The 13,318-nt window shown below is 69.1% G+C and carries 12 protein-coding genes; 6 read left to right on the top strand and 6 right to left on the bottom strand.

The features are described 5' to 3' along the window. The first annotated feature begins 58 nt into the window (after positions 1–58). From ACFWY9_RS11805 to ACFWY9_RS11820, 4 genes are all read left to right on the top strand, one after another. On the top strand, positions 59–1,291 hold the full coding sequence (locus tag ACFWY9_RS11805; RefSeq protein WP_378327110.1) for a sensor histidine kinase: 1,233 nt from the start codon (positions 59–61) through the stop codon (positions 1,289–1,291). A gap of 21 nt (positions 1,292–1,312) precedes the next feature. Continuing rightward, a complete protein-coding gene (locus ACFWY9_RS11810) occupies positions 1,313–1,966 on the top strand; it encodes a response regulator (protein WP_378327111.1) in 654 nt (217 codons plus the stop codon). Between the two features lie 201 nt (positions 1,967–2,167). Next, on the top strand, positions 2,168–3,139 hold the full coding sequence (locus ACFWY9_RS11815) for an ArsR/SmtB family transcription factor (RefSeq protein ID WP_378338811.1): 972 nt from the start codon (positions 2,168–2,170) through the stop codon (positions 3,137–3,139). A gap of 270 nt (positions 3,140–3,409) precedes the next feature. Continuing rightward, complete coding sequence (locus ACFWY9_RS11820; protein WP_378338812.1) at positions 3,410–4,135, top strand: S1 family peptidase; 726 nt, start codon at positions 3,410–3,412, stop codon at positions 4,133–4,135. Positions 4,136–4,196: 61 nt separating this feature from the next. Here ACFWY9_RS11820 and polA read toward each other — a convergent pair whose 3' ends face one another. Continuing rightward, on the bottom strand, positions 4,197–6,938 hold the full coding sequence (gene polA, locus ACFWY9_RS11825; RefSeq protein ID WP_378338813.1) for a DNA polymerase I: 2,742 nt from the start codon (positions 6,936–6,938) through the stop codon (positions 4,197–4,199). A gap of 62 nt (positions 6,939–7,000) precedes the next feature. Here polA and ACFWY9_RS11830 point away from each other — a divergent pair, with 62 nt between their 5' ends. After that, positions 7,001–7,441, top strand: coding sequence for a PaaI family thioesterase (locus ACFWY9_RS11830; RefSeq protein WP_378327115.1), 441 nt, complete (start codon positions 7,001–7,003; stop codon positions 7,439–7,441). A 76-nt stretch (positions 7,442–7,517) separates the two neighbouring features. Then, positions 7,518–8,498, top strand: a complete 981-nt coding sequence (locus ACFWY9_RS11835; protein ID WP_378338814.1) for a LysR family transcriptional regulator — start codon at positions 7,518–7,520, stop codon at positions 8,496–8,498. On the opposite strand, the gene ACFWY9_RS11840 is transcribed toward ACFWY9_RS11835, so the two are convergent. The 5 genes from ACFWY9_RS11840 to ACFWY9_RS11860 form a co-directional block, all read right to left on the bottom strand. After that, on the bottom strand, positions 8,464–9,276 hold the full coding sequence (locus tag ACFWY9_RS11840; RefSeq protein WP_378338815.1) for a prolyl oligopeptidase family serine peptidase: 813 nt from the start codon (positions 9,274–9,276) through the stop codon (positions 8,464–8,466). The genes ACFWY9_RS11835 and ACFWY9_RS11840 overlap by 35 nt on opposite strands. Positions 9,277–9,459: 183 nt before the next feature. Then, the gene (locus ACFWY9_RS11845) at positions 9,460–10,173 is read right to left on the bottom strand and encodes an ABC transporter ATP-binding protein (protein ID WP_378328215.1); all 714 of its coding nucleotides are present in this window, start codon (positions 10,171–10,173) and stop codon (positions 9,460–9,462) included. After that, the gene (locus tag ACFWY9_RS11850; protein ID WP_378328216.1) at positions 10,160–11,080 is read right to left on the bottom strand and encodes an ABC transporter ATP-binding protein; all 921 of its coding nucleotides are present in this window, start codon (positions 11,078–11,080) and stop codon (positions 10,160–10,162) included. The genes ACFWY9_RS11845 and ACFWY9_RS11850 overlap by 14 nt, the downstream gene beginning before the upstream one ends. Beyond that, positions 11,077–12,183: a branched-chain amino acid ABC transporter permease gene (locus ACFWY9_RS11855; RefSeq protein ID WP_378328217.1), complete on the bottom strand. Its 1,107-nt coding sequence runs from the start codon at positions 12,181–12,183 to the stop codon at positions 11,077–11,079. The genes ACFWY9_RS11850 and ACFWY9_RS11855 overlap by 4 nt, the downstream gene beginning before the upstream one ends. Then, on the bottom strand, positions 12,180–13,187 hold the full coding sequence (locus tag ACFWY9_RS11860; protein ID WP_378328218.1) for a branched-chain amino acid ABC transporter permease: 1,008 nt from the start codon (positions 13,185–13,187) through the stop codon (positions 12,180–12,182). Before ACFWY9_RS11860 ends, ACFWY9_RS11855 begins: the two co-directional genes overlap by 4 nt. Positions 13,188–13,318 lie beyond the last annotated feature (131 nt).

A 13,318-nucleotide genomic window follows, 5' to 3' on the forward strand; every position in this document is an offset into this window, starting at 1 on the left:
GACATCCCGCGGAGTACCGGATCCGTGGTAGAGCGCACTCCACCAGGACGGGAGAGGAATGGCCGGAAGACAGCTGCGTCACGCGCCGAGGAGGGTGTGGTCGTCGTTCGCCTCACTGGCGATCGGCTTCCTCACCGCGATGGCGTCCTGGCTCGTGGTGTGCGCGCTGCTGATCTGCACGCTGCTGGTGTTCACGCTGCCCCTGCTGCCGCTGCTGATGACCGCGGTCCGCAGGCTGATCGCGGTCGACCGGTGGCGGGTCTCCCGCTACACCGGCCGTCAGGTCCCGGAGCGCTACCAGGAACTGAGCGGGCCGTTCCTCGGTCGGGTCGTCACCGTGCTCTCCGACCCGGCGACCCGCCGCGACCTGCTGTGGCTGCTCGTGCACCCGCTCCTCGGGATCCCGCTGAGCGTGCTCACGATCGGCCTGCCGGGCGCGGCCGTGCAGAATTTCATCACCTCGCTTGTCTGGTGGCTGGTCCCCGGCGGGATGAAGAGTTCGTTCGGCCTGCCCGTCACCTCGTGGCCCGAAGCCGCGCTCAACCTCGGCATCGCGGTCGCGGCGGCGCTGGTGTCGTGTCTCGTGCTGCCCTTGCTGGCCACCGGCGAGGCGCATCTGGCGCGAGCGCTGCTATCACCGCCGAAGGCGAGCATGGCGCAGCGGGTGGCCGAACTGACCGCGACCCGGGCGGCCGCGCTGGAAGCCCACGGCGCCGAACTCCGCCGTATCGAACGGGATCTGCACGACGGCACGCAGAACCGGCTGGTCGCCGTGGTGATGATGCTCGGCATCGCGGAACGCGGGCTGCGGCGCGACCCGGCGTCGGCGCTGCCGCTGGTGCTCAAGGCGCAGAACGCCGCGTCGGACGCGATCGCCGAACTCCGCGACGTCGTCCGCAGTATTCACCCGCCGGTGCTGGAGGATCGCGGCCTCGACGGCGCGGTCGACGCGCTGGCCGCCCGCAGCCCGATTCCGTGCACCGTGGACGTCGAATCGCTGCGAAGGCTGCCCGCCGCGGTGGAGGCGGCGGCGTACTTCGTCGTCGCCGAGGCGCTGACCAACGTGGCCAAGCACAGCGGCGCGGAACACGCCTCGGTGCGCCTCGCGATCCGGGGCGACGTCCTCACGGTCGAGGTCACCGACGACGGCCACGGCGGGGCCGACGAGGACGGCGGCACCGGGTTGAACGGGATCCGCCGACGCGTCGAGGCGTTCGACGGGCACACTGAGCTGTCCAGTCCGGTGGGCGGGCCGACCGTGCTGCGCGCGGTCCTGCCGACCGGGGCCTGAGGAAAGGAAACCACTGCCGTCATGCGGATCGCGATCGCCGAGGACGACGCCCTGCTCCGCGAGGGACTCGTGTTGTTGCTGGGCACTGAAGGTTTCGAGGTGACCGCGGCGGTCGACAATGCCGAGGACCTGCTGACCGCTGTCGACGCCGACCCGCCGGACGTGATCGTGGTCGACGTCCGGATGCCGCCGACCTTCACCGACGAGGGCCTGCGCGCCGCGGTGGAGGCGCGCCGCCGTCATCCGGGGCTGGCGGTGCTGGTGCTCTCGGCGTACGTCGAGGACAGCTACGCCGGTGAACTGCTGGCCGGCGCCGGGACCGGCGGCGGAGTCGGCTACCTGCTGAAGGAGCGGGTCGGGAAGGTCGCGGACTTCCTGGAGTCGCTGAACCGGGTGGCCGCCGGGGGCGCGGCGATGGACCCCGAGGTCGTCGCGCAGCTGCTGGTGCGCCGCAAGGCCGACGACCCGATCCGCACGCTCACCCCGCGTGAACGGGAGGTGCTCTCGCTGATGGCCGAGGGACATTCCAACGCCACCATCGGGGAACTGCTCGTCATCGGCGCGGGCGCGGTGCACAAGCACATCGGCAACATCTTCGCCAAACTCGGCCTGCCCAGCACGGACGGCGCCGGGCACCGCCGGGTGCAGGCCGTGCTCACCTATCTCCGCGCCTGACGCCGGTTCTCGTGGTCGGGTGGGCGTCGTGACCCCCATCCACGACACTCACCCGACACGAAACGCTCCGGGCCCCCGCCTGGGATCACGGGAACCGGCGCGCCGCACACATCGTCATCGGCGGAACAGGCAATCGACAACCTTTTTGGCTTCCCCTAAAATTTTGCGCGGCGACACAGCCGAGACGACGCCGGGAGCCGCGTGCTCAGAATCCATCTCACCGACGCGGATCTCGGCGGCCTGCGGTTCGCCGAGAGCCCGGCACCGCTGCTGGATTCGGTGCTGGCACTGAGCGAGCGCCTGTGTGCCCCTCCCGGCCGCCGCGCGGCACTGCCCGCCGAAATCGGTCCGCTGCTGTCGATGGTGAACGCGCAGGCACGCGGTCCCACCTTCCTCGACCCGCTCGTCGCGGACGCCGAGCACGGTTTCTCGCTGGTGGACGCGGCACCACGCGCGGTGCTGCGGTCCGAGCTGGCCCGGATCTGGCCGCCGGACCGCGCGATCCCGCTGTGGGTCCGGAATCTCGCAGACGGCGACGCCGAGGAACGGCGGCTGGTCAACCGGGCGTTGCGGGCCTGGTACCGGCGGGACGTCCTGCCCAGGCGAGATCGGCTCGACGCCGGGTTCCGCCAGGACATCGCAGTGCGGGCGCCGGCGTTCCCCTGGCATGATGCCGCGACCGCGTTCGGTTCGCTGCATCCCGGGCTCCGCTACCACGACGGCGTGCTGACGCTCGCCCACCCGAAGGAAATCGACGTCACTCCCCACGGCGCCGGAATCGAGCTGATGCCTTCGGCGGTGTGGTCCGGCCGCCCGCTGTTCATGCACCCCTGGCGCGACACGAACCGGCACGTCCTGATCTACCCCGCCCGGCCCGCCTTCGACGTCATAGCCCGCCGGCCGGCACGCGCGCTGGCCAGGCTGCTGGGGCCGACCAGGGCCGCGGTTCTGGTCGCGCTGCGGCAGCCCCGCACGACCGGCGAGCTCGCGCGGCTGGCCGGTATCAGCGCGCCGTCCGTCTCCCAGCACACCGCCGCGCTGCGCGACGCCGGGCTCGTCGTCAGCAGGCGCACCGGCCGGAGCGTGCGGCACGAGCTGACCCCGCTCGGCGACGCCCTCATAACCGCCAACGACGAGCCGACAGCGGATCTCAGCCCTGGTGCTTCCACCTGAGAGTGACCTCGAACCGGCGAATCGCGCCAGTTCGCGCACACCTGCTCCGCACTGTCCACAAAGGATTTTCAGCCAGTCGCCGGGTGTGCTGCCGCGGCGGACGTTTATTCCGGGCCGGAACAAGAAATCCCTACGAACGCCGGGTGCGGGAGCGGATGACGCGGCAATAAAATGCCGTGTCCCCGTTCCCCGGTAAGCCAGTTCACCTCGGCCCGGTTGATGTCTCGGCAGTTCGGCGGACTGAGTCGTGGGCGGCGAAGTGGAGTCCCGATGTCACGTCGCTTTTCTTTGACAAGCCTGTTCATCGCGTTGACCACGGCGATACTCGGACTGGTTCCCACGAGCGCCAGTGCGACAGCCGATGGCGGTCCGATCACCGCCATCGTCGGTGGCCGCCCAGCGAGCGAGGCGTATCCTTTCATGGTTTACGTCGGTGGTTGCACCGGATCGCTGATCAAGGCCAATTGGGCGATCACCGCCAAGCACTGCCCGACGCCGTCCTCGGTGCGGGTGGGCAGTAATGACCGCACCTCCGGCGGCACCGTCGTGCGCGTGACCCGCGGCGTCAGCGACCCCCGGGATGACGTGAAACTGCTGCAACTGGCGAACTCGGTGTCGTATGCCCCCATTCCTGTCGCCACGGACTCGGGGTCGGCGGGCACCCCCACCCGGATCCTCGGCTGGGGCCAGACCTGTCCCCAACCTGGTTGTGGCAGTGCTCCGCGGATGAACCAGGAACTGGACACCTCGATAGTCGCGGACCAGCAGTGCGGTACCGGAGCGACCGAGATCTGCACCGACAATCCGAACAGCGGTGGTGACTGCTACGGCGACTCCGGTGGCCCGCAGATCAAGAAGGTGAACGGTGTCTGGCAGCAGATCGGCACCGACAGCGCGGGAACCACCGACAACTGTGGTGAGGGACCGTCGATCTACGTCGATATCGCCAGTAGCAGCGTGCGTACCTGGATCAGCCAACAGGTGGGCGGGCTCTGAGCACGAGTAGCCGAAGGGGACTTTCCTCTCGTGGGGCGAGACGAAAGTCCCCTTCGCCTCGCTAGTGCGCGGCCTCGTTCCAGGAGCGGCCGTAGCCGACGGAAACCTCCAGGGGCACGGCGAGCGCGTAAGCCGAGCCCATCCCCTCACGCACGAGCTTCTCGAGCTCGTCACGCTCGCCCTCGGCGACCTCGAGCACGAGTTCGTCGTGTACCTGGAGCAGCACCCGGCTGCGCAGCTTCGCCTCGACCAGCGCGCGGTGCACGTTGAGCATGGCGACCTTGATGATGTCCGCCGCGCTGCCCTGGATGGGCGCGTTCAACGCCATCCGCTCGGCCATTTCCCGCCGCTGCCGGTTGTCGCTGTTGAGGTCCGGCAGGTAGCGGCGGCGCCCGAAGATCGTCTCGGTGTAGCCGACCTTCGCGGCCTCGCCCACCACCGAGTGCAGGTAGTCCCGCACTCCGCCGAACCGGGCGAAGTAGGCGTCCATCTGCGCCTTGGCCTCTTCGGTGGAGATCCGCAGCTGCGACGAGAGCCCGTAAGCCGACAGCCCGTACGCCAGGCCGTACGACATCGCCTTGACGCGGTAGCGCAGCTCCGGCGTGATCTCCTCGGGCGGCAGCGAGAACGCCCGCGACGCCACGAACGTGTGCAGGTCCTCGCCGCTGTTGAAGGCCTCGATCAGCCCCTCGTCCTGCGACAGGTGCGCCATGATCCGCATCTCGATCTGGCTGTAGTCCGCGGTCATCAGCTCCGCGTAGCCCTCGCCCACGACGAACGCGTCCCGGATGCGGCGGCCTTCCTCGGTGCGCACCGGGATGTTCTGCAGGTTCGGGTCCACAGAGGACAGTCGCCCGGTGGCGGCGATGGTCTGCTGCAGCGTGGTGTGGATCCGGCCGTCGTCGGCGACGGACTTGATCAGTCCCTCGACCGTGGTCCGCAGCTTCGTGGCGTCCCGGTGCTCGAGCAGATGCTGCAGGAACGGGTGCTCGGTCTTCTCGAACAGGCCCTGCAGTGCCTCGGCGTCGGTGGTGTAGCCGGTCTTGGTGCGCTTGGTCTTCGGCATGCCCAGCTCGTCGAACAGCACGACCTGCAGCTGCTTCGGCGAGCCGAGGTTGATCTGCTTGCCGATCACCGCGTACGCCTCTTCGGCCGCCTGGGTCACCCGGCCGAGATAGTGCGCCTCCAGCTCGGTCAGCTGCTCGATGTCGACCGCGATCCCGGCGATCTCCAGCTCGGTGATGACCTCGAGCAGCGGGAGTTCCAGCTCCGCGAGCAGGCCGGTGCCCCCGGTCTCCTCGACCTCCTTGGCCAGGGCCACCGCCAGTTCGGCGATGGCCCGTGCCTTGACCAGCTCGTCGGTGATTTCCTTCTGCTCCAGGCCTTCGGCCCCGCCGTCGAGCAGCGACAGCTGGCCGTCGTCACCCGCGGCCTCGGACCGCAGCTCCCGCTGCAGGTACCGCAGCACCAGATCGTCCAGCTCGAAGGTGCGCTGGCCGGGCCGCACCAGGTACGCGGCCAGCGCGGTGTCCATCTCCAGCCCGGCGACGGTCCAGCCACGCGCACGCACAGCGTGCAGCGGCACCTTGAGATCGTGGCCGATCTTGCGGACCTTCGGGTCCGCCAGCCACTCGGCGAGTGCCTTGTCGTCGGCCTCGTCCATCCTGGTGACGTCGAGGTACGCGCCCTCGCCGTCCGGCGCTGCGAAGGCCATCGCCTTCAGATCCGACCGGACCGACGCACCGGTGGCGCGGAAGGACACCGCGACCGGCTTCTCCCCTTGCGCGTGCGCGGACAGCCAGGCGGCGAGCCCACCCGGCGCGAGCGCGCTCCCGCTGACCTCGAATCCCTCGTCCGCCTCGGGCTCGGCACTGCTGAGCGTCGCGAACAGCCGGTCACGCAGGACGCGGAACTCCAGCTCGTCGAAGATCCGGTGCACCGCTTCCCTGTCCCACGGCCGCAGCTCCAGACCGGACGGCCCGACCTCGAGCTCGACGTCGCGGATCAGCTCGGTGAGCTGCCGGTTGAGCGACACCGCCGTCAGATGCGCCCGCAGCGCGTCGCCGACCTTGCCCTTGACCTCGTCGACCCTGTCGATCAGCTCGCCGAGCGAGCCGAACTGGCGGATCCACTTCGCCGCGGTCTTCTCGCCGACGCCGGGAATACTGGGCAGGTTGTCCGACGGGTCGCCACGCAGCGCGGCGAAATCCGGGTACTGCCGGGGCGTGAGCCCGTACTTCTCCTCCACCGCGTCCGGGGTGAACCGGGTCATCTCCGACACCCCGCGCTTCGGGTAGAGCACCGTGACGTGCTCGTTGACCAGCTGCAGCGCGTCGCGGTCGCCGGTACAGATGAGCACGTCGAAATCGTCCGCGACCGCCTGGGTGGTGAGCGTGGCGATGATGTCGTCGGCCTCGTAGTTCTCCTTGGTCAGCGCCGGGATGTTCAGCACCCCGAGCACCTCTTCGACGAGGCCGACCTGCCCCTTGAACTCGTCCGGCGTCGTGCTGCGGTTCGCCTTGTAATCGGCGTAGGCCTCCGAGCGGAAAGTCTTGCGGGACAGGTCGAACGCGACGGCGAGGTGCGTGGGCGCCTCGTCGCGCAGCAGGTTGATGAGCATCGAGGTGAACCCGAAGACCGCGTTCGTGACCTGCCCGGTCTTCGTGCGGAAGTTCTCCGCGGGCAGGGCGAAGAAGGCACGGTAGGCCATCGAATGGCCGTCGATGAGCAGCAGTTTCGGCCGCGCACCGGTGGTGGCGGTTCCTGTGGCGTTGGCTACGGTTTGGTTCTCACTCGGGCTCACGGGAGCGAGTCTAGGCTGAGGGTCCGACACTCTTACGTGTCGCATGGGTATAGGAGCATTGTGTGACGAACCACCAGGGCAGCGAAGCCCTCCAGCCGTTCCAGGGTGTCGACCCCGCGGTCGCCGACCAGCAGCTCAACGACAAGATCGGGCTGGAGATCCTCGAGCTGACGCCCGAGCGCGTGGTCGGCACGATCCCGGTCAAGGGCAATCTGCAGCCGTACGGCCTGCTGCACGGCGGCGCGAACGCCGTGCTCGCCGAGGCGCTGGGCTCGACGGTGGCCGCGCTCAACGCCGGGGCCGACCGGGCCGCGGTCGGGCTGGAGCTGTCCTGCACCCACCACCGCGCCGTCCGCTCCGGGCTCGTCACCGGCGTCGCGACCCCGGTGCACGTCGGGCGGAGCAATATCACCGCGGAGATCGTGCTGACCGACGAGCAGGGCCGCCGCACCTGCACCGCGCGCCTCACCTGCGCCGTACTGAGCGCCGCCCCGGGGTCCTGACACACGTTCCCTTAAGGCCACCTTACGGGCGTCAGACGCCCGTAAGGTGGCCTTAAGGGCATTTCGGGGAGGCGGGATGGACCTCGATATCGCGCAGGTCAGGGCGTTCGTCGTGACGGCGGACCTGCGGCACTTCAGCCGGGCGGCGGAATCGTTGTTCCTCACCCAGCAGGCGCTGTCCAAGCGCATCCGCAAGCTCGAAGACGCCCTGTCCACGACGTTGTTCGTCCGCTCGAACCGCGCGGTCGAACTCACCGAGGACGGCGAGCGGCTCCTCCCCCACGCCCGCGAGCTGATCCGCGCGGCCGACGCCGCCGTCGCGGCCATGAACGCCGAGGAGCGGCCGCTCCGTCTGCACGTGATCGACCCGCGGCTCTCCCCGATGTTCCTGCTGCGCAGGCTCGCCGAACGCGAACCCGGTCTGCGCGTCGACCGGATCAGCGGCCCGGGTTTCGTGAGTGCGGTCGATCCGCTGCTGCGGGGTGAGCTGGACGCCGCGTTCGGCCGGGTCGGCGGCTGCGGCCGGACGCTGCCGGACGAGCTGGAGCACCGGGTCGTCCGGCTCGAACCGCTGGTCGCGCTGCTCGCCCCGGAACATCCGCTCGCGGCGGGCGAGGCCGTGCGGCTGAGCGATCTGCGGACCGAGGGCATTTGGCTCCCCCAGTTCGGCGGCCCCGCCGAATGGGTTTCCTACGTCCGCGAACTCTGCGCCGATTTCGACGTGCCGATCGACGATTCCGGGGTCACCTACGACCTTCGGCACACGTTGGAGCAGACTCGCTACGGCAAGCTCCGGGTCACCCTGGCCGGTGCCGACATGGAACTCGCGTCCGACCTCGGGCTGCGGGTGCTGCCATTCGAGCCGTCTCCCTTGTTCCCGTGGTCGCTCGCCTGGCGCCGCGGCAAGCAGAGCCCCGGCCTGCGGCGGCTGCTCGCGCTGGCGGGCCGTACCAGCCGCGAGGAGGACTGGTGCGCCCGCGACCCGGCGCACACCTGGCTGCCGCGCGCCGACACGGAAATGCTCATACGCTCAGGCGCCGCGCGAACCACTTCGTGAGTTCCGCGTCCACCGCGCGGGCGTGTTCGGTCTGCGGCGCCGCTTCGATTCCGGGTGCCTCGGCCAGTTCGTGCGCCATGCCGGGGATGATCACCTGTTCGCCCCGGTCCCCCAGCGCCTTGGCCAGCGCCGCCGCGGGCTCGCGGATGGCGACGTCGTCCTGTTCGCCGATCACGAGCAGCACGTCGGCCGCGAGTTCGTCCGCCCGCCGCACGTAGTCGTAGCGCTCGGCGACCGCACGCGAACGTGCGGACCAGTGGTAGACGACCTCGTACCGCCGCTCGTTCGCGGCGACCACGGGCGTCAGCTGGGCCACCGGGTTCACCAGCGCCGCCGCGGCGATCGGGACCTCACCGCGTGCCAGCACCTCCATCGCCGCCGCACCACCCGCCGAACCGCCGGCGATCCCGATCGGACCGTCCGCAATGGACAGCCGCGAGCGCAGGTCCGCCACCGCCGCCGGGAATTCCTGCGCCACCTGCTCGGTGACCGGCTCGACGACGTTGAGGACGTTGTCCTCGCTCGCGAGCCGGAAGAACTCCTCGTAGCCACCGGGCGGCAGGCGGCGTCCGTGCATCGGAAGTCCGAAGTGGACACGCCAGGCGCGCAGGCCGCGCATCGGCACCGCGGCCGCCATCGCGACCTCGGTGCACGGCGGCGACATCATGTGCCAGGCGACGACCAGCGGCGCCGGGGCGTCACCCGCCGGCGGCAGCGCCACGAACGGCACGCCCGCCGCCTCGCCGACGATCTGTTCCTGCTGTGCGGTGGTTCCCACGGTCTGCCTCCCAGTGCGTTGTTTTCCTTACGGGATAAGCAAACCGCGTCCACCCCCGGCGGGTCCAACAGCCTTTCCGGCGCCGATCACAACCACCGGTTGTGCTACCCCCGGAAAGCCGTGAAGGCCTCCTTACCGGCGCTGAGCGCCGGTAAGGAGGCCTTCACGGACCTTCGACCGACCTCAGCCGACGCCGAGGTAGGCCTCCTTGATGCTGTTGTCGGCCAGCAGTTCCTTGCCGGTACCGGACTTCGTGATGCGCCCGGTCTCCAGCACGTACGCCCGGTGCGCCCGCGAAAGCGCCTGCTGCGCGTTCTGCTCGACGAGCAGCACCGTGGTGCCCTGCTTGTTGATCTCGGTGATGATCCGGAAGATCTGCTGGATGAACTGCGGGGCCAGCCCCATCGAGGGCTCGTCCAGCAACAGCAGCTTCGGCTTCGCCATCAGCGCGCGGCCGATCGCGAGCATCTGCTGCTCACCACCGGACATCGTGCCGCCCGCCTGGCTCTTGCGTTCGGCCAGCCGCGGGAACAGCTCGAACACGCGGTCCAGATCGGGGCCGAGGTTCTTGCGGTCCTTGCGCGCGTACGCGCCCATGTCGAGGTTCTCCATCACCGTCATGCCGGGGAAGATCCCGCGGCCTTCCGGCGCCTGCGAGATCCCGCGGACCACCCGCAGGTCGGCCCGCAACCGGGTGATGTTCTCCCCGGCGAAGGTGATGGTCCCGTTCGACACCGGGCGGATCCCGGAGATCGCCCGCATCGTGGTGGACTTGCCCGCGCCGTTGGCGCCGATCAGCGTGACGATCTCGCCCTCGTTGACCGTGATGGACAGTCCGGACACGGCCTGGATCCGGCCATAGTGGACGGACACATCGGACAGCTCAAGCAACGTCATCGTCGGGCACTCCCAGATAGGCGGCGATCACAGCGGGGTTCTCCCTGATCTCGGCCGGCACTCCTTCGGCGATCTTCTTGCCGAACTCCAGCACCACGATCCGGTCGGTCACGCCCATGACGAGTTTCATGTCGTGTTCGATCAGCAGGACGGTGTAGCCGTCGTCGCGGATCGTCCGGATCAGCCCCATGAGCTCTTCCTTCTCCGCCGGGTTGAACCCGGCGGCCGGCTCGTCGAGGCAGAGCAGTTTCGGCTCGGTGGCCAGTGCCCGCGCGATCTCCAGCCTGCGCTGGTAGCCGTACGGCAGGTTCTTCGCCTTCTCCGCGGCGCGGTCGGCGATGCCCACGAACTCCAGAAGCGCCATCGCGCGGTCCACCGCTTCGCGTTCCTCACGGTGATGCCGAGGGAGCCGCAGCAGCGCGCCGAGCACGCTCGTCTTGTGGCGGGCGTCCGCCCCCACGACGACGTTCTCCAGCGCGGTCATCTCGGCGAAGAGCCGGATGTTCTGGAACGTGCGCGCGATCCCCCGCTGGGTGATCGTGTGCCGGTTCGCCTTGCCGAGCGGCTTGTCCTCCAGCAGCACCTTGCCCGAGGTGGGCCGGTAGACACCGGTCATCGCGTTGAAGCACGTCGTCTTCCCCGCGCCGTTCGGCCCGATGAGCCCGAGGATCTCGCCGCGGCGGATCCCGAACGACACCGAGTCCAGCGCCACCAGACCACCGAACCGCACCGTGACGTCCCGCAGTTCCAGCAAGGTCTGGCCGACGTCGACCGCGATGTCACGGTCGGGCGCGACCACCTCGGCGACCTCGGCGAAGTGCTCGGCGCGCTCCTCCTCGGTCATCTGCTCGACCTCGGCCACCAGGCCGCCTTCGACCGGCTTGGCGCCGTCCTGTGGCTGCGTCATGCCTTGCCCCCTGGGGTCGGTTCCGCGGCGAGCGCGCTGTCCCCGCTGATCTGCTCGCTCTTGCCGAGCAATCGCTGGTATGCCTGCCTCCCCCGCGCCAGCAACCGCTGGCGCGCGCCGAGCAGCCCCTGCGGGCGAAAGATCATCAGAATGATCAGCGCGATACCGAAGATGAGGTAGTTGTACTCGGCGATCTGCACGAACCGCAGCGGCAGGTAGGCCACGACGACCGCGCCGAGCAGCACGCCCACCTTGTTACCGGCGCCGCCGAGCACCACGGCCGCCAGGAACAGCATCGAGGTCACCACGTCGAACGACTGGTTGTTGACGAACTGCAGTTTCCCGGCGTACAGGGCACCGGAAAGGCCGCCGATCGCGGCGCCGATGACGAACGCCCAGATCTTGAACTTGTACGTCGCCACGCCCATGATCTCGGCGGCGTCCTCGTCCTCCCGGATGGCGACCCAGGCACGGCCGACCCGGCTGCGTTCCAGGTTCCCCACCAGAAGCAGGATGCCGATGATGATCGTGACCGTGAAGACGTACCACAGGCTCGCGTTGGCCAGGAACGGTTTGCCCGCGGTGTCGGTCCCGACCCGCTCGAACCCCGACTGCCCGCGCAACGGGCCGACGTTGTCCGCGATGAGCCGGATGATCTCGCCGAAGCCCAGCGTCACGATGGCGAGATAGTCGCCGCGTAGCCGCAGTGTCGGTGTGCCGAGGATGACGCCGAAGATCATCGTGATCGCCATCGCCAGCGGCAGCGTCCAGATGTACGGCAGCTTCGCGAGGCTCGAACTCGGGCTGGTGAACAACGCCGCGACGTAGGCGCCGACGGCGAAGAACCCGACGTACCCGAGGTCGAGCAACCCGGCCTGGCCGACCACGACGTTGAGGCCGACAGCCACCAGCGCGTAGCGGGCGACGTCGAACATCGCGGTCGGGAAGTCGGTACCCGTGGTCGCCAGCAGTGGCGGGTTCAGCCACGGCAGGAAGTAGATGAGCACGACCAGCGGGATGAGGATGCCCCACTGGACGGGACGGCTCAGACTGTTCCAGCGCTCCCGGATCGACGGGCGCGCGGGTGTGTTCTGCGTGGTCATACCCGTGCCTTCCCGAGTGATTCGCCGAGGATGCCGGTCGGGCGGAGCATGAGGACCAGCACCAGGACGACGAACGCGACGACGTCCTTCCATTCGCCACCGAACAGGGACTGGCCGTAGTTCTCGACGATGCCGAGCATGAGCCCGCCCAGCAGCGCGCCGCGCAGGTTGCCGATACCGCCGAGCACCGCCGCCGCGAACGCCTTGATGCCGAGCAGGAAGCCACCGTTGTAGATCGCGCCGGACGGGATCTTCATCAGGTAGAACAACGCCGCCGCGCCGGCGAGCAGGCCGCCGACGAGGAACGTCACGATGATGACCCGTTCCTTGTTGACGCCCATCAGCGTCGCGGTGTCCGGGTCCTGGGCGACCGCGCGGATACCGCGGCCCACCTTGGTGCGGTTGACGAAGTAGTCCGCGACGAGCCAGGCGAGGACCGACGCGACGACGATCAGGATGTCGCGGTCGGTGATCTTGGTGCCGAAGATCTCGAAGAGCGGTTGCGGGGTGAGCAGCCGGATCGAGCGCTGCGCGTTGAGCCCGAAGATGAGCTTCAGGGTCTGCTGCAGCGCGAACGACGCGCCGATCGCGGTGATCAGGAAGACGAGTTTCGGCGCGTTGCGATTGCGCAGCGGCCGGTAGGCCACGCGCTCGAGGCCGACGGCGGTCAGGCCGGACACCGCCACCGCGGCGATCAGCGCGAGCCCGAGGTACAGGATGAGTTCCCCGACGCCCAGCACGGGGTCGGCGCCCGGCCGGAAGCCGAGCAGATAGAACGTCACCCAAGCGGCGAACGTGCCGACGATGAAGACCTCGGAATGGGCGAAGTTGATCAATTTGAGGACACCGTAGACGAGCGTGTAGCCCAGTGCGATCAGCGCGTAGATCGCCCCCTGGGTCAGCCCGTCGAACGTGTTGTTCCAGAACTGTCCGAGGAACGTGTCCACATCGAAATGGATCCACGAACCGGATTCAGCCAGGAACGGAGTCAGCGTGGGGTGCACGGATTCTCGTTCTCTCCGGGTACGGCTCGGGGCTGGGGGCGGGGGCGGGGCGGCCCCCCCCCCCCGCCCCCCGACCCCGCCTGGGGAAGGTCACGGGTTATGCAAATATGAATGTGGGGGGTGTGTGTGTT

The sequence above is a fragment of the Amycolatopsis sp. NPDC059027 genome (genome assembly GCF_042739735.1).
Classification (GTDB): Bacteria; Actinomycetota; Actinomycetes; order Mycobacteriales; family Pseudonocardiaceae; genus Amycolatopsis.